The sequence below is a fragment of the Singulisphaera sp. GP187 genome (assembly GCF_900129635.1).
Taxonomy (GTDB): domain Bacteria; phylum Planctomycetota; class Planctomycetia; order Isosphaerales; family Isosphaeraceae; genus Singulisphaera.
Genome location: NZ_FSRB01000003.1, coordinates 1,092,547 through 1,116,571, shown reverse-complemented (window position 1 = coordinate 1,116,571; position 24,025 = coordinate 1,092,547). Strand labels below are relative to the sequence as shown.

General features: G+C 64.2%; 13 protein-coding genes. 7 read left to right on the top strand and 6 right to left on the bottom strand.

Annotation, left to right across the window (positions count from 1 at the left end; all coding sequences use genetic code 11):
- Window positions 1-287: 287 nt before the first annotated feature.
- Window positions 288-2,558 (top strand): glycoside hydrolase family 2 protein, encoded by a 2,271-nt coding sequence (locus BUS42_RS40455; RefSeq protein ID WP_074317391.1) that lies wholly within the window; start codon window positions 288-290, stop codon window positions 2,556-2,558.
- A gap of 20 nt (window positions 2,559-2,578) precedes the next feature.
- On the opposite strand, the gene BUS42_RS40450 is transcribed toward BUS42_RS40455, so the two are convergent.
- Complete coding sequence (locus BUS42_RS40450; RefSeq protein WP_074317389.1) at window positions 2,579-2,875, bottom strand: hypothetical protein; 297 nt, start codon at window positions 2,873-2,875, stop codon at window positions 2,579-2,581.
- A 410-nt stretch (window positions 2,876-3,285) separates the two neighbouring features.
- Here BUS42_RS40450 and BUS42_RS40445 point away from each other — a divergent pair, with 410 nt between their 5' ends.
- The gene (locus tag BUS42_RS40445) at window positions 3,286-4,965 is read left to right on the top strand and encodes a ThuA domain-containing protein (protein WP_074317387.1); all 1,680 of its coding nucleotides are present in this window, start codon (window positions 3,286-3,288) and stop codon (window positions 4,963-4,965) included.
- Window positions 4,966-5,246: 281 nt separating this feature from the next.
- The gene (locus BUS42_RS46885; protein WP_074317385.1) at window positions 5,247-5,810 is read left to right on the top strand and encodes an REP-associated tyrosine transposase; all 564 of its coding nucleotides are present in this window, start codon (window positions 5,247-5,249) and stop codon (window positions 5,808-5,810) included.
- 242 nt (window positions 5,811-6,052) lie between these two features.
- Here BUS42_RS46885 and BUS42_RS40435 read toward each other — a convergent pair whose 3' ends face one another.
- A complete protein-coding gene (locus BUS42_RS40435; protein ID WP_074317383.1) occupies window positions 6,053-9,193 on the bottom strand; it encodes a DUF7133 domain-containing protein in 3,141 nt (1,046 codons plus the stop codon).
- Between the two features lie 247 nt (window positions 9,194-9,440).
- On the opposite strand from BUS42_RS40435, the gene lgt reads away from it, so the two are divergent.
- On the top strand, window positions 9,441-10,322 hold the full coding sequence (gene lgt, locus BUS42_RS40430) for a prolipoprotein diacylglyceryl transferase (protein ID WP_074317380.1): 882 nt from the start codon (window positions 9,441-9,443) through the stop codon (window positions 10,320-10,322).
- A gap of 64 nt (window positions 10,323-10,386) precedes the next feature.
- Here the strand turns inward: lgt and BUS42_RS40425 are convergent, their stop codons facing one another.
- Together BUS42_RS40425 and BUS42_RS40420 are read right to left on the bottom strand one after the other, a co-directional pair.
- Entirely contained in the window at window positions 10,387-11,871 is a 1,485-nt protein-coding gene (locus tag BUS42_RS40425; protein WP_074317378.1) for a DUF1501 domain-containing protein, read from the bottom strand.
- A gap of 22 nt (window positions 11,872-11,893) precedes the next feature.
- Window positions 11,894-14,920 carry a DUF1553 domain-containing protein gene (locus BUS42_RS40420; RefSeq protein ID WP_254054111.1) on the bottom strand — a complete coding sequence of 1,009 codons (3,027 nt, stop codon included), beginning with the start codon at window positions 14,918-14,920 and terminating at the stop codon, window positions 11,894-11,896.
- Between the two features lie 353 nt (window positions 14,921-15,273).
- On the opposite strand from BUS42_RS40420, the gene BUS42_RS40415 reads away from it, so the two are divergent.
- The 3 genes from BUS42_RS40415 to tal all read left to right on the top strand — a co-directional run bounded on the left by BUS42_RS40415 (window position 15,274) and on the right by tal (window position 19,072).
- Complete coding sequence (locus tag BUS42_RS40415; protein ID WP_074317376.1) at window positions 15,274-16,395, top strand: redoxin family protein; 1,122 nt, start codon at window positions 15,274-15,276, stop codon at window positions 16,393-16,395.
- A gap of 210 nt (window positions 16,396-16,605) precedes the next feature.
- Window positions 16,606-17,871, top strand: a complete 1,266-nt coding sequence (locus tag BUS42_RS40410) for a Gfo/Idh/MocA family protein (RefSeq protein WP_074317603.1) — start codon at window positions 16,606-16,608, stop codon at window positions 17,869-17,871.
- Between the two features lie 226 nt (window positions 17,872-18,097).
- Window positions 18,098-19,072, top strand: a complete 975-nt coding sequence (gene tal, locus BUS42_RS40405) for a transaldolase (RefSeq protein ID WP_074317375.1) — start codon at window positions 18,098-18,100, stop codon at window positions 19,070-19,072.
- 208 nt (window positions 19,073-19,280) lie between these two features.
- On the opposite strand, the gene BUS42_RS40400 is transcribed toward tal, so the two are convergent.
- Window positions 19,281-20,696, bottom strand: a complete 1,416-nt coding sequence (locus BUS42_RS40400; protein ID WP_074317373.1) for a dihydrolipoyl dehydrogenase family protein — start codon at window positions 20,694-20,696, stop codon at window positions 19,281-19,283.
- Window positions 20,697-20,820: 124 nt separating this feature from the next.
- Complete coding sequence (locus BUS42_RS40395; protein WP_074317371.1) at window positions 20,821-24,021, bottom strand: efflux RND transporter permease subunit; 3,201 nt, start codon at window positions 24,019-24,021, stop codon at window positions 20,821-20,823.
- Window positions 24,022-24,025: the final 4 nt, after the last annotated feature.

Here is a 24,025-nt window from a genome sequence, read left to right as displayed (position 1 = left end):
TCACTAAAGTCGTTCATGACAGGTCAAGTGTTATGAGCGACTTTTTTTTTCGTAGGGTGGGCACGGCCCACCAGCGTTTACTTCCTGAATTCAGGGGCACAGGGTGGCCCGATTTCGGGAAGTCGGTTCGTCAGCGTTCCGGAGTTCCCCCTGTCTTGATCGCCCAGACCAGGGAGAATCCCCCAGGCAGGGAGCTATGTGCCCACCCCGTTGAAGACTCGTTATAGTAGAAGGCCCATCGTGCGAGGAGTCTGGTAAGGTCAGGTCGTGGAAGGGAACAACCGAACATGAACACCAAACGAGTGGCCCTCTTGTGGCTCGGGTTGGCCGTCGGATCCGGCTTAAGCCTGGTCCGTGCGGCGGATTGGAAGCCGAAACAGGGGCCGTTAACAACCCGTTGGGCCAAGGACGTCCAGCCTGACCGGGTCCATCCCGAGTACCCTCGGCCGCAACTGGTCCGGAAGGACTGGCTCAACCTCAACGGTCTCTGGCAACTCGGCTTTGGCAAGGAGGGAGAGGCCCCGCCCGTGGGGCGGGCGCTCGACGAGCAGATTCTCGTGCCCTTTCCGGTCGAGTCGGCCCTTTCGGGGGTGATGAAGCATGCGGATCGCCTCTGGTATCGACGCGCCTTCCATGTGCCCAAGCAGTGGAACGGCCGGCGCGTGTTGCTCCACTTCGGCGCGGTCGACTGGGAAGCGACGGTCTGGGTCAACGGCAAGGAGCTGGGGACCCACCGAGGCGGTTACGACCCCTTCGAGCTCGACGTGACCGATTTCCTCAAACCAGAAGGTGACCAGGAACTGATCGTCAGGGTCTTCGACCCGACCGATCGAGGGACCCAGCCTCGAGGCAAGCAGGTCCTCAACCCCAACGGCATTTACTACACTCCGATCACCGGGATCTGGCAGACCGTCTGGCTCGAGCCGGTTTCCCCCGCACGGATCAAGTCTCTGAAGATCGTGCCTGACGTCGACGGCGGCAAGGCACAGATTACGGTCGTGGGCGCGGGGGACAACGCAGGACTCACGGCCGAGGTTGTCGCCCTCGACGGCGAGAAGACCGTGGCCACCGTCCGAGGGAGCGTCGGCCAGCCGATCGATCTGCCGATCGCCCAGGCCAAGCTCTGGTCTCCCGACAGTCCGTTCCTTTACGACTTGCGCGTCGAACTGAAGCGCGACGGCGAAGTGGTCGACTCGGCCACGAGCTACTTCGGGATGCGGAAGGTCGCGCTGGGACCGGATGAGAAGGGGATTACCCGACTCCTGGTCAACGGCAAGTTCGTCTTCCAGGTCGGCCCGCTCGACCAGGGGTTCTGGCCCGACGGGCTCTACACGGCCCCGACCGATGAGGCGCTTCGGTACGACATCGAGATCACCAAGAAGCTTGGCTATAACACCACGCGCAAGCATGTGAAAGTCGAGCCCGATCGCTGGTACTACTGGTGCGACCGCCTGGGCCTGCTCGTCTGGCAGGACATGCCCTCGGGCGACCAGAGCATCGCGCCCGGCAAACCGGACCTGGTGCGAACCCCGGAGTCCGCGAAGCAGTACGAGGTCGAGCTCAAGGCAATGATCGCCGGGTTCTCGAACCATCCGAGCATTATTATGTGGGTGGTCTTCAACGAAGGCTGGGGCCAGTTCGAGACCGCGCGGATGACCGCCCTGACGAAGTCGCTCGACCCGTCGAGACTGGCCAACTGCGCCAGCGGTTGGAACGACCACGCCGGCGTGGGAGACCTCCACGACATCCACGTTTACCCCGGTCCGGCCGCTCCTCCGACCGAGCCGAACCGCGCGGCCGTGCTCGGCGAGTTCGGCGGGCTTGGCCTGGGCGTCGACGGCCACACCTGGGCCGAGAAGACCTGGGGCTATCGCGGGGCCGCGAGCAAGGACGATCTGACTCGCAAATATGAGCGACTGCTTCAGCGATCGTGGAACTTGAAGGAGTCGAGTGGCCTGAGCGCGGCGATCTATACCCAGATCACCGACGTCGAGACCGAGGCCAACGGTCTCCTGACCTACGACCGTGAGATCATCAAGGTCGACGTCGCGCGGGTGGCCGCCGTGAACAACGGCACGTTCACCACCGTCCTGGAGGAACGGGAAGTCGTCCCGACTTCACGAGAAACACCGCAGGATTGGAGTTACACGTTCGAGGCGCCCGCCGCGGCGTGGTTCCAGCCCGACTTCGACGCCTCGAGCTGGAAGACCGGCCCCGGCGGCTTCGGCACCAAGGGAACCCCGAACGCGGTGGTCCGCACCGACTGGTCGTCCCCTGATATCTGGATCCGCAGAGAGGTCGAACTGCCCGCGTCGGATGTGGCCAGTCTCGTTCTGGTAGTGCACCACGACGAAGACCTGGAGGTCTATCTCAACGGCGTTCTCGCCGCCAAGGCAGCCGGGTACGGGACGGAGTATGAAGAGATGCCGATCTCGGACGCCGCTCGGGCGACGCTCCGCCCCGGCAAAAAGAACGTCATCGCGGTGCACTGTCATCAAACCGGTGGCGGCCAGTACGTCGATGTCGGGATCGGCGAGTTCAAGAGCCGCCCTCGCTGACCGGACTGGCCCCTCTGGCATCAAGGGTTACGGCCGGGTACGCCATTGTGGGTGAACCCGGCCAATCCCACCTCAGCTTGGGGCGGCTCGCCGCCGCCGTTGGCCCGGACCAGGTCGACTCCGAGCCCTGCGGGGGGGATGACCTGGCCTCGCGGGAACGACCTTCGGTCCTTGGCGATGGTCGCCGAATCTTGGCCGGCTCGTTCGGAGCGCAGCCGCATCCCTCGATCGCCCGAACAACCACTACCGATGACGGCAAAGAGAGCGATCAGAATCGCCCCGCTCCGGTAACGACTCGCGATCCTCAACCTCGTCATCGGTCGCCTCCTTGGCTTGCGAATGAGCCGGGCCGCTCTCCTCAAGCGGGACTGGTGGGCACGGCCCACCACGTCTTTCCACGCTTTGGACGTGTCATTACCGTCGTCTACGAAGCGGGCACGACTCCAGAGTCCTTGGGAATTTACGGAATTCGACCACGGGGAGGACAGCCTTATTTGCCTGAATTTCCCAGTGTGTGCAGTTCGTGATGCCCGAAGCACCCCATCAGCGGGGCGTTGACAAAGAGCAATCTCGCCGGGGAACCTGAACGGTTCGGCCCATTCTCCCCTCGGTGTCATCGGGGCGGTATACTCGGCGAGTTCGGGCCTTTTGGGATCGCTTCGGCGATTTCATTCGTGAATGAAACAAGATTCCGCTCATTGGCTTGAGTGTCTCGAGGGAGAGAACGATGCGAACCGTGCGGCTCCACCTTGATCGAAGCTGGGGACGAATCCTCATGCCAGCCCTGCTGCTGGCCGGGCTCGGACAGACACTCCCCACGGCGGGAGCCGGGCCGAAGCTCGATCTTCGCCTCCGCTCGCGCGTGGAGACCGCGCCGGCGAGCGGCCAATGTCAGGTCGTGGAGAAGGCCGAGGCGTGGGAGCCGACACAGACCGCGATCATCGTCTGTGATATGTGGGACTTGCACCACTGCCTCAATGCCGTCCGCCGCGCCAAGGAAATGGCGCCGAGGATGGATCAAGTGCTCAAGCTGGCACGCGAGCGCGGAGTCCAGATCATCCACGCCCCCAGCGGCTGCATGGACGCCTACAAAGATCACGAAGCGCGGCGGCGGGCGATTGAGACCCCCCGCTCGAAGTCCCTTCCCGCCGAGATCGGCAAGTGGTGCTATCAGATTCCAGCCGAGGAAAAGGGGACCTACCCGATCGACCAGTCGAACGGCGGTGAGGACGACGACCCGGCCGAACACGCGGCCTGGGCCGCCTCGCTCGCGAAGATGGGCCGCAACCCCAAGGCGCCCTGGAAGTCGCAGACCGAGCTGCTCACGATCGTCCCCGAGACCGACTTGATCAGCGACAGCGGCGAGGAAATCTGGAGTGTCCTCGAGCACCGAGGAATCAAGAATGTTGTCCTTTTGGGCGTTCATTTGAATATGTGTGTGCTCGGGCGGCCGTTCGGGCTTCGCCAGATGGCCAAGAACGGTCGGAACGTCGTCTTGATGCGCGACATGACCGATACGATGTATGACCCGCATTCCGCGCCGCGGGTCAGCCATTTTGCCGGCACCGACCTGATGGTCGAGCACGTCGAGAAGTTCGTCTGTCCCACCGTCACCAGCGACCAGCTTCTGGGGGGCACCCCCGCACGATTTCAAGGGGACAAACGGCAGCACGTCGTCTTTGTGATCGCCGAGGACGAGTACAAGACCGAGACCACGCTTCCGGTGTTCGCCGCGGCGCAACTTGGGCGAAACTACCACGTCAGCTATGTCCTGGGCAGCACCACGGAGCGGAACGACCTCCCCGGCCTCGGGATCCTCGCCGTCGCCGACACGGCCGTGATCAGCGTTCGCCGGCGCGTCTTGCCCGACCCTCAACTCGCCCTGATTCGCGCCTACGTGGCCGGCGGCAAGTCGCTCATCGGGATCCGAACGGCGAGCCACGCCTTCGCCGCCGCCGGCAACAAGCCGGCCCCCGCCGGGCACACGTCGTGGGGGGCGTTTGACCCCGAGGTCCTTGGCGGTAACTACCACGGCCACCACAAAGCCGGGGAGAAAGTGACTGTCGAGCCCTCCCCCATGGAAACCGCGCACCCGATCCGACAGGGGGTCGATGCCACCAAGCTGGTCGGCCACGGCTCGCTCTACAAGGTCAGCCCGCTGGCCAAGACCGCGACCCCACTCCTCGTCGGAACCATCCCGGGCGAGCCTTCCGAACCCATCGCCTGGGTCAATGCCCCTGCCAGCGGCGGCCGGGTCTTCTACACCTCGCTCGGGCACGTCGACGACTTCGCGGATCCTCAGTTCAATCGCTTGCTACGCAACGCCGTCGATTGGACCTGCGGCCGTGGTGGTCCCTCGGTGGCCACGACTGAACCACCCGTGGGAGTCGGCTCGCCCGGGAAGTGACACCGCCTGATTCGAATGGCAGTAACAATTGAGAAGTCTTTTCTTGTGGGGAAGCACGGTCGTTTGTGTGGGTGGGTGCCACGGGTTCCGTACTCGGAACCCGTGAGGGAGAGCCACGGCATGCCATGTACGTGTTGAGTGAAACCCGTGGCACTCAAGCAAGATTTCTTCCGTATGGGCTATTGGGATTGTTCGAATGGGGGCGGGTTCTATCCTTGGAAATCGTGCGACGTTAGCGGTTGCCATGGTGATGATCTCAGCCTTATTGCGGTGGAGTAACGATGCATCGGAAGACGTGTCGGCGAGCGAATGCTCCTGGCGACGCCCACGAACTCACGTTCTCTTGCTATAAGCGACTCCCGCTCTTGTCGAAAGAACGTACCTGTCGGTGGCTGGTCGAGTCGATCAATAAAGCAAGGCGTCAGGCTCAATTCGACCTTTGGGCCTACGTGGTCATGCCAGAGCACGCTCACATCCTCGTTTGTCCAAGAGTGGTAGACTATGACATCTCTGAAATGCTTTGGAGGATGAAGCAACCGGTGGGTCGAAAAGCCATCGGATTTCTTAAGCAGAATTCACAGATATGGCTGGAGAAACTCACTGTGCATCGAGCCGACGGATCGATCGCTCGGCAATTCTGGCAGGCAGGCGGAGGATACGACCGAAATATCATCGAGCCGGATACATTGATCCGAGTCATCGACTACTTTCACCAGAACCCAGTTCGACGGGGTCTGGTCGACTTGCCCGTGGAATGGGAATGGTCGAGTGCACGATGGTATGCGGGGTGCCGACCTGTGCCACTGGAGATGGATTCAACTCTGCCTCGAACCTACGAGTCGTGAGATCTGAGGGGAATACTGCGAGTTGCTCTCCGTCCTGGTGTGACAGGCCGTGGTTTTCCCACACGGGTTCCGAGTACGGAACCCGTGGCACCCATGTGGATCGTAACGACAAATCTTGCATTGAAGATTTTAATGGGTGCCACGGGTTGTACCCAACCCGTGACGGGCAGGCCGTGGTTTTCCCACACGGGTTGAGTACGGAACCCGTGGCATCTTGAGATGGGTGTCGGAACCGTTTCGGCTCACTTCGCCTTGAGTGACTCCAGATAGGCCAGGAGTGAAGCGAGATCGTCGACCGTCAGGGTATCGGCCAGGCCGGTTGGCATGACGGAGGTTTCGGATTTGCCCCGTTCCTCGATGTCTTTCTTGGGGAGAACGGTGACTTCGCCGGCGGAGTTGCGGAGCTCGACTTCGTCACCGGCTTCGCGAACGACGAAGCCTTCGTATTGCAGGCCGGCGACGGTGGCGAACTTCTGGGTCTCGAAGCCCTGGGCGAACTTGGCGCTGGGCTTGAGGATCGACTCGGTCAGCTCCGCCCGACTGTAACGGGTTCCGATACCGCCGAGGAAGGGACCCTTGGGGGGCTCGTCGGCCGAGATGGTATGGCAGGCCAGGCAGCCTTGCTTCTGGACGAGCTCGGCACCGAGCGCCGGGTCTCCCTTCACTTTTTGAAGCCCGGCGACGACCTGGTCGAACGGAAGGGTCGCGACGGTGGGCGCGGGCTTGCCGCCGCGGCGGGCCGCGTGATCGAGGTCGAGGCGGCGGGCGGCGACGGTCGCGGCGTCACGGACGTCCAGGTTGGGATCCTGCAAGTGGTTGCGAACCTGGAGGGCGTAGACGCCGGCGCGGCTATGACCGATCGCCCGCAACAGGTTGGCGGCCGTTTGGGGCTTGCTCCAGGCGGCGTCGATCGCCTTTCGGACGGTGGCTTTGGCCTCGGCCGGCGAATGCGTGTTGCGGTCGATCTCCAGGAGTACGGCGAAGGCCAAGGTGCTCCGGGCCGGATCGGTGTCATTCACGAATGCGAGGATCGGCTTGAGGTCCCGCGCGTGCCGGCCTTCGCGGAGAAAGTCTTGGAGGACCCCGTTCAAGGCGCTGTCACGCGACTCCTGACCGGCGACGGTTGCGAACCCCGTGATCGCGGCGTCCAAGGCCAACGGCCGGTCGAGGTGGCGGACCAGGCCCCGCAACGCTTTGGTTCTGAGGGCGGGGGTTTCCCGGCCGGCGGCCGCGACGGCACCGAGGAAGCGGATTCCGTCGTCCGTCAGGTTTTGTTGACCGACGAGCGATTCCACCAAGGCCGCGCGCAAGGTCGGGTCGTCGCCCGCCAATTTGATGGCCAACGCGGTGGATCCCTTCAGGTCGACCTTGTTTTTGAACAATTCGATGAGTAGCCAGCGGGCCAGGCCTGTATCGGCCTTCTTGAGCGCCTCGGACAGTGTCCGGTCGATCCGATCCGTCTCGGTCCAGGTCGCGGCCGTGAAGTAGGGGCCGCTCGTGTCGGGCCGGGTTCCCCACCACCGTCCGTCCCAGTCGGCCTCGCGATGATAGAGCCGGCAGAGTGCTTTCAAGCAGGCGCGTTGGGTCGTCTCGTCACGGTCGTTCTGAAGCTTCTGAATGAGGCCGTCGACCGTCCGCGACTCGTGCAGACCCTGGAGCACGCGCACCGCCCCTGGGATCAGCCGCGGTGTCGTCGAGTCGAGTGCCTTGAGGCAGACGTTGACCGCATCGAGCGCAACCAGGGCGTTGATTGCTGCATGGGCAACGAGAGGGTCGTCGTCCTCGACGCGGGGGAGGATCGCTTGGGTCGCGTCACGGTGGCCGAGGCGGGCCAAGCCGATGACGGCCTGCAGGCGGACCCGCGGATTGGTGTCGGCCAGTGCGCTCAGGAATGGCTCGACCGGGATCGGGGGGGCTTCCTGCTTCCGGTCGGCCAGGGCGCGGAGGGCGAACTCGCGGAGTGGATCGACCTTCGCCATGCGGAGGAGACTTTCTTGCGCCTTTCGACCAAGCAATTGTTTGAGCGTGAAGAGCGCCGCGACGCGGGAGGGGAGCGGGCCGTCCGCGAGCGCCAGGGCCTCGAGTCCGGGGGCGAACGAGGGCTTGCCACGCCGCAAAATCTCGCGCTGGGCGTTCAGGCGGAGCACGTCGCTGGGGGCGGCGAGGTGTCGCACGAGCTGGTCGTCGCTCGCGGCCTTGAGGTCGGGGAATTTGGGGGTTGCCAGGCCCGTGGGCGAGACCCGGACGACGTAGCCGACGTCGGGCTTGTCGTAGACGAATCCCCCTTCACGCCAGCTCGCGACATAAATCTGCGATCGGCCGTCGATGTCCATGTCAGTTGGCCGGGGGAGTTCGACGAACGGCTCTTTGCCCGCTTTGAAGCCGGCTCCCTTGGGCTCCAACGGGTGCCGGTCGACGACGCTTCGGCCCCACTCGCAGGTGTAGAGGGCATCGCCGAAACCAGGAGGGAGGCCCGGTTCCTGAATGTACAATGAGCCGGTGGGGGAGCCGCCGCCGTAGTCGGCCAGTGGCGGAACGATCTCGTCGGAGAACCGGGTGAAGAGTGACGGATAACCATATTGGCCGGTCTGGATGACCTGGCTGAGCCGGACGTCCCAGCCGCCGCCGTCGTTGGTGTTGTCGCGGGTGAAAACGTTCATCAAGGGATCGATTGCAACGTCGTAAATGTTGCGCTGACCGCGAGAGAACTGCTCCAGCCCCGAGCCGTCGGTCCGAACGCGGGCGACACCGCCGCCGTGGAGTTGCAGGATCGTTCCGTCCTTGCCGACGGCCTTGATGAAGCCGTAGTCGCCGACGGCCACATAGATCCAACCGTCGATACCCAGGCGGATCCCGTTGGTCGTATGGTCAGCGCCTCGGAACTTCAGGTCGAAGCCGATGCCGTCGACCAGGACTTCGGAGCGCTCCGCGATACCGTCGCCATCATCGTCGTGAAACGCGGTCAGCTTGGGCGGGTGGAGCACGTAGAGAGTGCCGGCGTCGAAGATCAGGCCGCGCGGACTGTCCATTTTGGCGAACACGTTGAATCGGTCGGCCCTGCCGTCGCCGTCGTCATCAATGCAGCGGACGACCCGCCCTCGGTCCGCCTTGGCGTCGAGCGAGCCGTTCTCATCAACGCCGACGTAGACTTCGCCCGTCGCCGCGGCGGCGAGGCAGGCCGGGTAACGGATGTCGGGCGGGGCGGCGAACAGCGTGACCGCGAAGCCGGGCGGGGCCTTGATCCCCTCCAGGAGCTTTGTCTCGGTCTTCTTCTTGGACTCGGCCTTCGCGGCCGGACTGGCCGGCTCATCGCCCCAGGCACCTGCCCCGAGCGGTAGGATGAAGAGAGTCGTGAACAGGGGAACGCTGAACCGTCGCATCATCGAAATGACCCTTGTGTCCCGGAATCAAGCGGGCCTGGCGCACAGCCTTTTGGTTGTTCGTTTCCATTCTCTTTGATCGTAGTCGTCGAGCGGTCGGAATACCACCCATCGTCGTGCGCAGGACGAGCCTTGATGTGCGGAACCGCGATCTGGCCTTGTCGGAAATCGGCTTTCTCGGCATGCTCCTGGCGCTGAGGTGGGTTGAACGGACGCGAACGGGACAGCTTGCGCCAGGAGGGCGATCGGCATGTACAGGGAACTGTTCGTTGTTCCGGGGCTGCAGATCACGATCTATAGCTTCAGCGTGCTGGTCCTTCTGGCGTGCTTCGCCGCTCTCTACCTGACCGCCTGGCGCGCCCGGCGCGAGAAGCTCGACCCGGCCATCGTCTCCGAGTTGGCGGTCTGGCTGCTCACCGGCGGAATCATCGGGGCGCGGGTCTTTTTCGTCCTCCAGCACCCGGAGTCGGTCGCGCGGTTCAGCGACCTCTTCAAGGTCTGGCAAGGGGGCCTTGTCTACTACGGGTGCCTGATCGGGGGCCTGATCGGTTCGCTGCTCTACTGGGCGAGACACCCGTTCCCGTTCCGACCGATGGCCGACGCGGTTGCCCCCGCCCTGGCCATTGGGTGCGCGATCGGCCGCGTCGGTTGCCTGCTCAACGGGTGCTGCTATGGCGATCCGTCGAACCTCCCCTGGGCGATCCGGTTCCCCGCGCAGTCGCTCCCCTGGGTCCGTCATGTCACCGACGGCTTGATCCCCCCTTATGACGCCTATTCGCTGGCCGTGCAGCCGACGCAGGTCTATGCGGCCCTCGACGGGCTGGTCATCCTGGCCTTGCTCACCGTCTACTTCCCCCGCCGTCGTCGTGACGGTGAGGTGATGGCCCTGCTGATGGTGACCTATCCGATCACCCGATTCTTGATCGAAGGGCTTCGGGGCGATGAAGGAGTCTTCTTCGCCGGCTTGACGATGTCGCAAGGGATCAGCGTCATCGTGTTCGTAGCGGGCCTGTTCTCCTGGGCCTACCTCGCGCGACTCCCCCTGGGACGCCATGCCGACGCGGCGGCCCCAATCCCAGCGCCGGCCAAGGCGCCCCGGCCTGAGCTTGTCGCGTCGACCCACGCCTCCTGAAGCGAGGCCTGGTAAGGCGTACCCTCTTGTTGGGTGGGCCGTGCCCACCCGACAAGAGCTCGCGTCAGATGATCTGAGGGATCGACTCGGCGCCTTCGACGCCGACCAGTTTCTGGTCGAGACCGTTGTAGAAGTAGGTGAGCCCTTCGGGGTCGAGGCCCATCTGCTGGAGCACCGTCGCGTGCAGGTTCTTGACGTGGAACCGGTCGGTGACGGCGGTGCCGCCGAGCTCGTCGGTCTCGCCGACGCTGACGCCCCCTTTGATGCCGCCGCCGGCCATCCACATCGTGAAGCCGTAGGCGTTATGGTCGCGCCCGGTCCCTTCGGCGTACTCGGCGGTTGGCTGACGGCCGAACTCACCACCCCAGATGACCAGCGTTTCGTCGAGCAGGCCGCGCCGCTTGAGGTCGATCAGAAGGGCGGCGATCGGCTTGTCGGTCCGGCCGGCGTGATGGGTGTGGTTGGTGACGAGGTCGCCGTGGGCGTCCCAGTTGCTGTCGTTGTGCGCGCCACCGGCGTAGAGCTGGACAAACCGGACGCCGCGTTCGACCAGTCGGCGGGCGAGCAAGCAGCGCCTGCCGAAGTCTTTGGTCCGATCGTCGTTCAGGCCGTACAGTTCCTTGGTCTCTTCCGGCTCCTGGGCGATGTCGACGGCCTCGGGCGCGTGCCGCTGCATCGAGAAGGCCATCTCGTAGCTGGCGATGCGCGCGGCGAGGTTGCTGTTGTCGGCCCGGCTGGTCAGGTGATCGGAGTTATAGGCGTTGAGGGTGTCGAGGAGCTGGCGCTGCATGGCCTCGGAGCTTCCCGAGGGCCGCGCCAGGTCGAGCACCGGGGTTCCGCCTGAGCGGAGGATGGTCCCCTGATAGCTCGCCGGCATGTAGCCGCTCGACCAGTTCTTGGCGCCACTGATCGGGCCGCCGGTCGGGTCGAGCATGACGACGAAGCCGGGCAAGTTCTCGTTCTCGCTGCCGAGTCCGTAGTTCACCCACGAACCCAGGCAAGGACTCCCCGAGAGGATCTTCCCCGTGTTCATCTGGAGCATGGCCGAGCCGTGGATCGGCGAGTCGGCAGTCATCGAGTGGAGGAACGCGATGTCGTCGACGCAGGTGGCCAGGTGCGGGAACAGGTCGCTGACCATCTTGCCGCACTGGCCGTAGGGGCGGAATTTCCACTTCGGCCCGACGACTCGCCCTTCGTTCTTCTTGCCGCCCCGGCCGAACGTCTTGACGGTGATCGTCTTGCCGTCGAGGTCGTAAAGCTTCGGCTTGTAGTCGAACGTATCGACCTGGCTCGGTCCCCCATACATGAACAAGAAAATGACACTCTTCGCCTTTGCCGGCAACATCGGCAGCTTGGGCGCGAGCGGGTTGGCGCTCGCCTTCTTGACGAGCTCGGCGGCCGAAGCCCTCGTCGCGAGGCCCTTGTCACCGGAGAGGAGGCCGGCGAGGGCCAGACCCGTGAAGCCGGCCCCTGCTTCCCAGAGAAATTCGCGGCGGGTCCGGCCGCAGAAGGATCCGGGGGGCGTCGATCGGTCCGAAGGCTGGTTCATCGGGCAACTTCCTCGTTCGGGTTCAATCGAGGTAGATGAATTCGTTGAGGTTCAAGACCACAAGGCAGAACGACCGCAGCGCCTCGTTGGCGTCGGAGTGGTATCGCGACCGAAGCGTCTCGATCAACTCGAGTCCGCGGTTCACGTCCGCCTCCGCGGGACGTCGGCCCGTGATCAACTTGAGGGCCAGCTCGGCCTGTTTCGCCGGGTTTTCGCCGGCCTCTCGTCGCAGCCGCGCGGCCAGGACACCCGCCTGCTCATTCAAGAATCCGCCGTTGAGCATCGCCAACGCTTGGGTCGGCTGGGTCGTGCTGAACCGGACCGGCGAGGGCCGATCGGTCTCGGGGACGTCGAAGATCTCGAGGATCGGCGTGATCAGCGACCGCTTCACATGGACGTAGACGCTCCGCCGGGCCTGCTCCTCGGGGGTCGACTTGCCCCAGCCCTTGCCCGGCTGGGACTGGCCGGCCATCACCTCGGGCGGGATCTCGGGGTAGACCCCCGGCCCGTACATCTTGAGGTTCAGTGCACCGGTCACGGCGAGGATCGAGTCGCGGATCTCCTCGGCCGACAGCCTCCGCATCTCGAACCGCCAGAACGAGTCGTTGATCGGATCTTTCGCCAACGCCTCTTCGTTCGGCTTGGAGGACATCCGGTAAGTGCTCGAGGTCATGATTGCGCGATGCAGCGGCTTGAGCCGCCAGCCCTGGGCGATGAACTCGGCCGCCAGCCAGTCGAGCAGTTCGGGGTGGGTCGGCTTGTCCCCTTGGAGCCCGAGGTTGTTCGAGGAGCGAACGATCCCCCGGCCGAAGTGGTGCTGCCAGATCCGATTGGCCATGACCCGAGGGGAGAGCGGGTTCTCGGCGGCCGCGATCCAGTCGGCCAAGGCGAGTCGGCGGCCCGACGTTTTCGCGTCCGGGGAGGGCGTGGAGAGTGCTGGTTTGGAACCGCCGAGAACCTCGAGGAAGGCGGGTTCGACCTTGTCACCCTTGACGTGGGCATTCCCACGCAGGAGCACGAACGTGTCGGGAGCCTCGGCCCCGGCCTCGGTGACGCAGAGGGCCATTGAGGCCGGGTCCACCGTTTTCTCGAGTTCCTTCAAGGCGTGTTTGGCTTGCTTGTAGCGTTCCGCCCGCGCCGGGCCGAGGATCCGCTTCGCCTCACTCTTGATGAGTTCGGCGAGGTCAGGAGCCTTTTCCGCATCGCTTGCCGTCGAGAGGAGCCGCCGCTTGAAGCCCGGACCCGACCAGGCGACGCTCAGGCCGAGGCCGTTCGTCTTCTGGAAATAGTCCAGGCGGATAGGCACGCGTCCCTTGGGGAGGGTGACCGACGCGGTCCGCTCGTCCCCTGTGCCGTGGATCCCGTCGTATTCCACGACCGATCGGCCCGCGATACTCAGGCGGGAACCGTCGTCGGAGTCGAGGTGGAACGTGTAGAGCCCGTCCTCGGGGACGACCAGAACGCCTTCGAAGACGAAGCCGAACGCCTCGTTGCGGGTCCGGGGCGAGAGGTCGAAGAAAGGACGGCGCAGGGTGCCGACTTCTTCCGGCTTGATGACGTTGAAGTCGGGCAGGAGATCCCAGGTGTCGCGATAGAAGCGATAGTGGAGATCGTCCATGTCCGCCTGCTGGAAGCCGGTTCCCCCCCCCTGCTCTTGCTCGAGCCGGACGCGGATCTCGGTTTCGAAGGCGCTGATTTCGGTCTGGACGACGTTGGCTTGCTGCTTCCGCTCCTTGAGCAGGCGGGCGTACGAATTCCGTTCCTCATCGTTGGCGAAGATCGGCCGTTCGTCGGTGGGCCCGCCGTTGCGGAAATGATTGATGTTGCGGAAGAACGAGACGAGGCGATAGTAGTCCTTCTGGGGGATTGGGTCGAGCTTGTGGTCGTGGCAGCGGGCGCAGTCGACCGTGAGGCCGAGGAAGACCTGGCTGGTCGTCGCCACGAGATCGTCGAGGCCGTCGTAGAAGGCGGCTTCGCGGTCGGTCGGCTCGTCGTCCCAGATCCCGAGTCGGTAGAAGCCGGTGGCGATCAGGGCGTCGGCATCGGCGTTGGGGAGTTCGTCGCCGGCGAGCTGTTCGCGGATGAAGCGAGTGTAGGGGAGGTCGCGATTGAAGGCGCGAACGACGTAATCGCGGTAGCGCCAGGCGTTGGGTTTGGGGTTATCGCGTTCGTAGCTGTTGGTTTCGGCGAAGCGGACCAGGTCGAGCCAGTGCCGGCCCCACTTCTCGCCATAGCGGGGGGAGTCGAGCAGTCGATCGATCAGGTCTTCATAGGCGGTGGGCGATTGGTCCGCCAGGAACGTCTCGACTTCCTTCGGGGTGGGGGGAAGGCCGGTCAAGTCGTAGGAGGCGCGGCGGATCAGCTCTTGCTTGGTTGCGGCCGGGTTGGGTGTCAGCCCTTTGGCCTCGAGCCCGGCGAGGATGAAGCCATCGATCGGGTTGGTCAGCCAGGCGTCATTTTTGACCTTCGGCACCGGTGGTCGGCGGACCGGCTGGAAGGCCCAGTGGGCCCGATCCTGATCGCTGATCGTAAATGCCCCTTTGCGGGGCGCGGGCCCGGCGCTGGCGGCGGCGGGGCTGTCCTCGCTTCCGGGCCAGGGAGCGCCCATCTTGACCCAGAGGGTGAGGTCGGCGATGAGCCGGGCGTCGAGCTTCTTCGACGGGGGCATCTTGAGGTCAGCGTCTTCGTGGCTGATCGCGGTGAGGAGCAGGCTCTCCTCGGGGTTCCCCGGCACGATGGCCGGCCCGGAGTCGCCCCCGGCGAGCGTCGCGGCCCGATTGTCGAGTCGAAGGCCCGCTTTTTGTTTGGTGGCACCGTGGCATTTGGCGCAGTGCTCGACCAGTGCGGGACGTACCCGGGTCTCGAAAAACCGGGCCTGCTCCGCCGTGGGTGGAGACTCTTCCGCCAGGCTGAGCGTGGCCGAAGCGCCGGTGAGACCGGCCACCAGGAGCATCGTCCGCAAGGGAAGTCGCGGCATCGGGGCACCGTGGATCAAGGAGAGGTCGACTGGGCTGGTTGGAACCGTGAACAAGAGCGGCAGGACGACCACGCGAATTCGCCGGAGTCGATTCCTAGAGGATGTCCTGGTGCAATCCTCCGGCTCAAGAGTGAAGCAATTATGGCGAATTCGGTCCCGAAATGCCAGCCCTGAGCGTTCCAGCCTCGGTTGGGGAGCGTCCGGTTCTCAGGGGTGTCGAGGCTCCGATCCTGATCATTGGCGACGCCGACTGTCATTTTGATCAGACCACGCACGCGGTCAGGCATCCCCTTGAGATCGCTCCTTTCGTCGGGGATTTGAGGAACCGGACTCGGCCCTTGGCAGCCCATCGGTGGGGTGACACAATACCGGCTTGAGCCAGATCCTGATCCAAGACACACACTCACAAGAGGGAGTGCGAGACGATGATTCGAGCCAGCACGTATGGGTTGATGACGGTCTTGTTGCTCGGTGGCACCGTGGGTCTGGCGGTGGCGGATCCCCCTGGATTGAAAACCTTGGCGATCGGCGCCGAAGCCCCTGACTTCCGGTTGCCGGGGGTGGACGGCAAAACGTACAGCTTGAAGGATTTTGCCGAGGCCAAGGTGCTGGTCGTGGTTTTCACCTGCAACCATTGCCCGACCGCGCAAGCCTATGAAGGTCGGCTGGCGAAGCTCACCACCGACTACCGCGACAAAGGGGTCGCCCTGGTCGCGATCTCGCCCAACGACGACAAGGCGGTCCGGCTCGACGAGCTCGGCTACACCGACCTGGGAGACTCGTTCGAGGATATGAAGCTGCGTGCCAAGGAGGCCGGCTATCCGTATCCGTACCTCTATGACGGCGAGACCCAAGCCACGGCCAAGGCCTACGGGGTGCTCGCGACCCCCCATGTCTACATCTTCGACGCCAAGCGAACGCTGCGCTATGTGGGCCGGTTCGACGACTCCGAAGTCAAGACCGTGAAGTCGCACGATGCCCGCAACGCGGTCGACGCCTTGCTCGCGGGCACGCCGGTGCCGGTTGAGAAGACGCGGGTCGCCGGCTGCTCGACCAAGTGGTCCGACAAGCGGGCCAGCGCGGTGGAGTCGCTGGCGAAGTGGGACGCAGAGCCGGTGACGCTCGACGCGATCGACGATGCGGCGGTGGCGAAGCTCGTCAAAAACGACGGGAAGAATCTGCTGCTCGTCAATCTCTGGGCGACCTGGTGCGGCCCTTGTGTGGCTGAGTTGCCCGAGCTGGTCACGATCAACCGGATGTACCGCAACCGTAACTTCCGGCTCGTGACCATCAGTATCGACGAGCCCGAGAAGAAGGAAGACGCGGGGGACGTCCTCCGGAAACACCACGTCGCGGCCACCAACTATTTGCTCGAGACCAAGGATCGTGACCACTTTGCCGAGTCGCTCGACAAGGAATGGCCCGGCCCGATCCCGTATACCTTGTTGATCGAGCCCGGGGGCAAGATCGTGTACCGCAAGGTCGGCGCGTTCGACCCGCTGGAAGTCCGTCGCGCCATCGTCAAGTCGCTCGGCCGGACCTACTGATCCTCGCGTCCGAGGAACGGGCGTCTCCCCTCTTGCAACGGGTGCGCCCGTGGGAAACACTAGCGAAATCCCGAGACATCAAAGAGACGTTTGCCGCTCTTGTCGGGTGGGGCCCGGTCCATCCGGTCATATTGTGGGGCCGAGGATGGTCGGTCGTCGGCCCCGCCCTCTGATCCCATGACTCTCGAACTGTTGCCCCGAAAGGTGTTTATGTCAATTCGTGCACATTCCAGTCGCCGGCAGTTCCTCACGGCCGCCACGGCCACCTTGGCGATTCCGACGATCCTCCCGCGCAGCGTCTTCGGGGCGAACGAGCGGGTCATCACGGGGCACATCGGGGTCCGCAACCAGGGAACGGCCAACCTCAACGCCTTCTTGAAGCTCACCACCCCCGCCGCGATCTGCGACGTTGACACCCGGTTCCTGGGGGAGGCGGTCGAGAAGGTCGAGAAAGCCCATAAAAACAAGTGTGACGGCTATGACGACTATCGCAAGCTTCTCGATCGGAAAGACATCGACGCCGTCGTCATTTCGACCCCCGACCACTGGCACGCGCTCATGGAAATCCATGCCTGCCAGGCCGGCAAGGACGTCTATTGCGAGAAGCCGCTTTCGCTGACGATCAGCGAAGGCCGGAAGATGGTCGAGGCCGCGCGGACCAACAACCGGATCGTCCAGACCGGGTCGCAACAGCGCTCATCGCCCGGGTTCCGCGAGGTCTGCGAACTGGTCCGGTCGGGCCGGATCGGCAAGGTTCAAAAGGTCCTGGTCGGGATCCCCGAGGTGAACTTCGACGGCAAGGCCGTTGCCGACTCGACCCCGCCCCCGCACCTCAACTACGACCGCTGGCTTGGCCCCGCCCCGCTCCGTCCCTATAACTCGAAGCATGTTCACTATCTGTTCCGCTTCTTCTGGGACTACTCGGGCGGCCAGATGACCAACTTCGGCGCCCACAACATCGACATCGCCCAGTGGGGCCTGGGGACCGACGATACCGGCCCGATCGCGACCGAGGCGACCGCCACCTACGATCCCGAGCACAAGTTCGAGGTCCCCAACAGTTGCCGGGTCACCCACACCTATGCCAACGGTGTGACCTTGATCATCGGCCAGGCCCAGAAAGATATTCCCGGCGGGACCACGTTCACCGGCTCCGAAGGGACGCTCTACGTCGATCGCGGCAAGAAGAAGAGCACTCCGTCCACGATCCTCGAGACCCCTCTTTCCGCGAGCGACGTTCATCTCTACGAGAGCACGAACCACTATCAGAATTTCCTCGACAGCGTGAAGAGCCGCAAGAAGCCGGTCTGCGACGTCGAGATCGGACACCGGAGCGCGACGATCTGTCACCTCGGGAACATCGCGATTCGCCTCGGTCGCAAGATCCAGTGGGATCCGGCCGCCGAACGGATCGTCGGCGATGACGAGGCGGCGGCCATGGTCTCCCGGCCGCATCGCGCACCCTACACGATCTGAATCCGCCGGTTTCGATGCGATGTTCCTGATTGCCATCAAGCGGACCGCGGGCGGGCCGGTGGAACCCATGCCCCGTCCGCCGGTCCGCTTTTTTTCGTCGAGTGCAGGCGTTCGGGTGCATGGACAAACGTTTCCTCGCTCACCTTGCCAACGCGGCTGGCCGCTTCCCGGCGGCATCTAGTAGAATGGAGGTTCGACGAGGTCATCACTCCCGAAGGAAACCGTCATGTCGCTCTTGGAATCACTCAAGAAGTACACCACCGTTGTCGCCGATACTGGGGACATCAACTCGATCGCCAAGTTCAAGCCCCAGGACGCGACGACCAACCCCTCGTTGCTGTTCAACGCCGCGAAGCAGGCGGAGTACGCCCACCTGGTCGAGCAGGCGCTTCAGGACGCCGCCGAGGAAGGGGGCGATCACGCCGCGCAGACCGAAGCCTTCATGGACCACCTGTTTGTGGGGTTCGGCCGTGAGATCCTCAAAATCATTCCCGGCCGGGTCTCGACCGAAGTGGATGCGGGACTGAGCTTCGATACCGAGCGGACGATCGCCAAGGCCCATCGGCTGATCGCGCTCTACGAGCAGGCCGGCGTGGATCGCAAGCGGGTCTTGATCAAGGTGGCCAGCACCTGGGAAGGGATTCGCGCGGCCGAGAAGCTCGAACGCGAGGGAATCCACTGCAACCTGACCCTGCTCTTCAGCTTCGCTCAGGCGGTCGCCTGCGCTGAGGCCGGCGTGACCTTGATCTCGCCGTTCGTCGGTCGGATCTACGACTGGTACAAGAAAGACCAAGGGGTCGCCGACATTGCTCCCAACGAGGATCCGGGGGTCGAGTCCGTGACCCGGATCTATCAGTACTACAAGAAGTACGGCTATCAGACCCAGGTGATGGGTGCGAGCTTCCGCAAGGTCGAGCAGATCACCCTCCTGGCCGGCTGCGACCTCTTGACCATCAGCACCGACCTGCTCGCGAAACTTGGCGAGACCGAAGGCGAGCTGACCCGTCGACTCTCGCCCGAGTCGGCCCAGGAGAGCAAGGACGCCAAGATCCACCTCGACGAGAAGACCTTCCGCTGGATGCACAACGAAGACGCGATGGCCGTCGAGAAGCTGAGCGATGGCATTCGTAAGTTCTACGCCGATGCCCGCAAGCTCGAGAAGTACGCCCAGTCGAAGGTGACCCAGAAGGTGGGAAGCTAAGTCGTCGTCGTCGCTCCTCGCTCGCCCGGGGAATTCGCTCGCCTTCTCAGCAGGCGAGCGGGGAGCGTCGGCCTTCTGTCTTTTTTTTGACGCCGCATTGCAGTGGAGCTGGGAAAATCGCTCGCCTGGAGAATGCGGTCGCGTCATGCCGTTCCGTTGCCCAGGGGAAAGCCGGCAACAAGTGCTCATCGGGCCAGCAGTCAGGATCCTAATGTGTTCCGACGTTTGCTGTTGGTTCGGCGGGCACGCCTGCGAAGAGTGAGCCGAGTCCTTCCGCCATCGTGGGGTGGGTCAGGATCGAATCCCGCAGGACGGTATAGGGAAGGCCTGCGCTCATGGCGAGCTGGACGATGGCCATCATTTCCCCGGCCTCGGCGCCGAACATGGTGAAGCCAAGGATCCGGTCGCCTTCCGCCTCGATCAGTGCTTTCATGAATCCACGAGTCTCGGAGAGGGTGCGCGTCCGGAGCACCGCCGCCATGGGAAGCTTGGCGAGGCGGTAGGCGATGCCGCGATTTTGCGCCTCGGTTTCGCTGAGGCCGATCCGGGCTAGTTCCGGGTCCGTGAACAAACAGGACGGAACCGGTCGGCCGGTCGTCACGCGGTGGCCGCCCGCGAGCTGATCGCGCACGACGCGGAAGTCGTCGAAGCCGATGTGGGTGAACTGCGGACTGCCGGCGCAGTCGCCCACCGCCCACACCTCCGCCGCCGTCGTCTGGAGCCGCTCGTCGACCTTCACGAAACCGCGGGCATCGGTCTCGACCCCGGCGTGCTCCAGGCCGATGCCATCCGTGTTCGGCACCCGCCCACTCGCCACCAGGAGATGGCTTCCCTCAATCGTGATCTCGGCCTCATCCCGGGTCGCGTGCAGCGTCACCGACCCACCGGACAGCCCCGCCACTCGGTCGACGCTCGTATCCGTGACAATCTTGATCCCCTCGTCGCGGAAGAGTTCCTGGAGAGCTACGGAGACGTCCCGGTCCTCCCGGTGGGCCAGCCGCCCGTTGCGCTCAACGATGGTTACGTGACTCCCCAGGCGGCGGAAAGCCTGGGCCAGCTCCAAGCCGACGAATCCCCCTCCCAGGATCAGGAGGTGCTCGGGGACCTGGTCCAGATCGAGGGCCTCGATGTGCGTCAAGGGCCGCGCCATGCTGAGGCCCGGAATCGGGTCGATCCGCGCCCGCGTCCCGGTGTTGACCACAACGATGTCCCCGCGCACGACACGAGTCCCGCCGTCGGGGAGGGTCACTTCGACCGTCTTGGGCGAGACGAACCGTCCCTCCCCCAGGAGGAGCTCTGCGCCGCTGGCCTTGAACTTGTCGAGGTGCATCGCGACCAACCCGTCGACCATCGTCCGCTTGCGCTCGCGCACGCCGGGCATCGCGACTTTCCAGTCGCCCGCGTCGATCCCGAACTCAGCGGCCCTTCGGAAATAGGAGACGACCTTTGCGCTGTGAATGACGTTCTTGCTCGGGAGACAGGCGATGTTGGGGCAAGAGCCGCCGATAAAGCGTCGTTCGATGACGACCACACGCTTCCCTTTCGACGCGAGGGTCCAGGCGAGGTACTTGCCCGCCTCGCCGCTGCCAAGCACCACCACGTCGTAGTTTTCCGGGTTGGTCATATTCTTCTTCTTTCCCGACAACCGTTCAAGCATTGGTGTTGGAAAATGCCGACAATTAAATTTTGCAAATATCATCAGGCGAATCGTCGCCGCCATTTGGCCGGCGGGAAGCGGTGAAGTTGGTTCACGCCTCGTGCGGCTCAGGGAGTGTGGGAGCCGGATCGTGGTTTGGCGTTGGGGGCGAACTGGTAGTGGAGGCGGGAGGCCCGCTCCGCCACTCGATGAGCCTTTGGACCACCACGTAGAAGACGGGGACGAAGAAGACGGCCAGCACGGTCGCCGCGATCATGCCGCCGAAAACGGCCGTGCCGAGCGCCTGGCGACTCGCGGCTCCGGCCCCCTCGGCGACCACGAGCGGAGCGATCCCGAGGATGAACGCGAACGAGGTCATCAAGATCGGCCGGAACCGTAGCCGCGCCGATTGCGTGGCGGCCTCGACGATCCCATGACCTTGGAGCCGTAAATCCCGCGCGAACTCGACGATCAAGATCGCATTCTTGCTCGCCAGGGCAATGATCAGAACGATGCCAATCTGGGTGTAGATGTTAACATCCATCCCTCTTGCCGCGACGGCGATCATGGTCCCGAGCAGGGCGAGCGGGACGACCAGGATCACGGCGATCGGCAGGAGCCAGCTTTCGTACTGGCCGGCCAAGACCATATAGACCAGGAGCACCGCGAGGGCGAAAATATAAATCGCCTGTGAGCCGACCAGCTTCTCCTGATACGACATCGCGGTCCACTCATATCCCATCGACGAGGGGAGCTTGTCCTCGGCCATCTGTTCCATCAGCCTGAGCGCTTCCCCGGAGCTGAACCCGGGGGCGGCCTCGCCGGTGATCGACGCCGAGGGGTAGAGGTTATAGCGGGTGATGATCTGCGGCCCGAGCGCTTCCTTCACGGTGGCGATCGTGCCGAGCGGGATCATGTCCCCGCGCTGGTCTCGGACCTCCAGCCGCTTGATGTCCTCGGGACGCTTGCGGAATCGCTCGTCCGCCTGCACCCGGACCTGGTAGGTGCGGCCGAACTTGTTGAAGTCGTTCACATAGGCCGAGCCGAGCGAGGCTTGGAGCGTGCCGAAGATGACGCTGAGCGGGATGTCGAGGCTCTTGGCCTTGACCCGATCGATGTCGGCGAACAGTTGGGGGACCCCCGCGCGGAAGGTCGTGTTGAGTGCGCGCAACCCCGACTGGGCATTGCCGTCGGCGATCATCTCGTCGCTGACCATCTGGAGCTCGGCGAGGCCGACGCCGCCGCGATCCTCGAGCTGGATCTGGAAGCCACCAGCCACACCGAGCCCTTGAATGGCCGGCGGAGGGAAGGCGAAGACGATCGCCTCCTCGATCCCCTGGAACTGTTGCCGGAGCTTGCCCAGGATCGCTGGCTGGCTCTGGTCGTGCCCGCTCCGTTCTTCCCAGGGCTTCCAGATCACGAAGAAGGTCGCGGCGTTCGAGGCGACCGTGGAGTCGAGGATCGAGTTGCCGCCGATCTGGACCCAGGTGGCGATTCCCGGCGTCTTCTTGAGGATCGACTCGACCCGATTGACCACCGCGCGGGTTCTCGCCTGCGAGGCGGCGTCGGGAAGCTGGAGGCCGACGATGGCGTAGCCTTGGTCCTCGGTGGGGAGAAAACCGGTGGGCAGTCGGGTGAACGACCACCCGGTCAATGCGACCAAGGCCACAAAGGCGAGCATCACCAGGAGCGTTTGGCGGAGCAACACGCGGACGATCGCGACGTAGACGGCCTCGCAACGGTCGTACACGGCGTTGAACCCCCGGTAGAACGCATTTCGACGTTCCGGGGACCGGCGCAGATAGGTGGCGCACTGCGCGGGCTTGAGAGTCACCGCGTTGATCGCGCTGATGACCGCGGTCGCGGCAATGGTCAGGGCGAACTGGCGGTAGAGCTGCCCCGTGATCCCGCCCAGGAAGGCGGTCGGCAGGAACACGGCCATCAAGACGAGCGTGATCCCGATGACCGGTCCGAGCACTTCGCCCATGGCCTTGATCGTGGCTTCCTTGGGAGGGAGGCCGTCGTGGTCGATGTGGTGCGCCGCGTTTTCGACGATCACGATGGCGTCGTCGACCACGATGCCGATGGCGAGCACCAGGCCGAACAGGGTGAGCATGTTGACGCTGAAGCCGAGCGCGTACATGGCGGCGAAGGCGCCGATGATCGTGACCGGGACTGTGGTCGCCGGGACGAGCGTCGCCCGCCAATCCTGCAGGAACACGAGGATCACGATCAGGACCAGGACCCCTGCCTCGAACAGGGTTTTGTACACTTCATGAATCGATTCTTCGACGAAGATCGTGGTGTTGAATGGGATCGAGTATTCCAGGCCGCGGGGGAACGACTTCTTGAGCTCGTCCATCGCCGCGCGGATCTTGGTGGCCACGTCGAGGGCGTTGGCCCCGGGGAGCTGATAGACGGCGACTCCGGCGGCGGGCTTGCCCCCCACGTCGCACCACTGGTCGTAGGTCTGGCCGCCGAGCTCGACGCGGGCCACGTCCTTCACCCGGGTCAGCCGGGCGGCGCTGCCGAGTTTCTCGGTCGGCGCGGTCTTGAGGATGATGTTGCCGAACTGCTCGGGGTCGGCCAATCGGCCCAAGGTCGTGACGGTGTATTGGAAGTCCTGATCGGCGGGCGCGGGGGGTTGGCCGATCTGGCCGGCGGCGACCTGCACGTTTTGCTCGCGGATCGCGTCGAGGACGTCGAGGTTCGTGAGGTTTCGCGCCTTGAGCTTCTCGGGGTCGAGCCAGATCCGCATTCCGTAGTTGCTGCTGCCGAAGATATTGATATCGCCGACCCCGCGGATCCGGCTCAGCACGTCCTTGACGCGCAACGTGGCGTAGTTGCTCAGGAAGAGGCTGTCGTAGCTGTCGTCGGTCGAGGTGAGGGCAACGACCATGATGATGCTGGTCGACTTCTTTTTGGTGGTGATCCCCTGGCGCTGGACTTCTTCGGGAAGCTTGGGCAGGGCGATCGCCACCCGGTTCTGGACGAGCACCTGGGCCATGTCGAGGTTGGTGCCGACCTCGAAGGTCACGGTCAGGTTGTACGACCCATCGCTGGCGCAGGTGGATGACATGTAGATCATCCCCTCGACGCCGTTGACCTCCTGCTCGATCGGGGAGGCGACGGTGTCGGAGAGGACCCCGGCGTCGGCCCCTGGGTAGTTGGTCGAGACCTGCACCGTCGGCGGCGTGATCGAGGGATACTGCTCGATCGGCAGCACGAACAGGCAGACCGCGCCGATCAGCATCGTGGCGTAAGCGAGGACATTGGCGAAGATCGGCCGCTCGATAAAGAAGCGGTACAGCATCGTG

Coding starts and splice junctions, on each gene's coding strand:
- BUS42_RS40455 (WP_074317391.1), top strand. CDS start 288: ATGAACACCAAACGAGTGGCCCTCTTGTGGCTCGGGTTGGCCGTCGGA.
- BUS42_RS40450 (WP_074317389.1), bottom strand. CDS start 2,875: ATGACGAGGTTGAGGATCGCGAGTCGTTACCGGAGCGGGGCGATTCTG.
- BUS42_RS40445 (WP_074317387.1), top strand. CDS start 3,286: ATGCGAACCGTGCGGCTCCACCTTGATCGAAGCTGGGGACGAATCCTC.
- BUS42_RS46885 (WP_074317385.1), top strand. CDS start 5,247: ATGCATCGGAAGACGTGTCGGCGAGCGAATGCTCCTGGCGACGCCCAC.
- BUS42_RS40435 (WP_074317383.1), bottom strand. CDS start 9,193: ATGATGCGACGGTTCAGCGTTCCCCTGTTCACGACTCTCTTCATCCTA.
- lgt (WP_074317380.1), top strand. CDS start 9,441: ATGTACAGGGAACTGTTCGTTGTTCCGGGGCTGCAGATCACGATCTAT.
- BUS42_RS40425 (WP_074317378.1), bottom strand. CDS start 11,871: ATGAACCAGCCTTCGGACCGATCGACGCCCCCCGGATCCTTCTGCGGC.
- BUS42_RS40415 (WP_074317376.1), top strand. CDS start 15,274: ATGATTCGAGCCAGCACGTATGGGTTGATGACGGTCTTGTTGCTCGGT.
- BUS42_RS40410 (WP_074317603.1), top strand. CDS start 16,606: ATGTCAATTCGTGCACATTCCAGTCGCCGGCAGTTCCTCACGGCCGCC.
- tal (WP_074317375.1), top strand. CDS start 18,098: ATGTCGCTCTTGGAATCACTCAAGAAGTACACCACCGTTGTCGCCGAT.
- BUS42_RS40400 (WP_074317373.1), bottom strand. CDS start 20,696: ATGACCAACCCGGAAAACTACGACGTGGTGGTGCTTGGCAGCGGCGAG.
- BUS42_RS40395 (WP_074317371.1), bottom strand. CDS start 24,021: ATGCTGTACCGCTTCTTTATCGAGCGGCCGATCTTCGCCAATGTCCTC.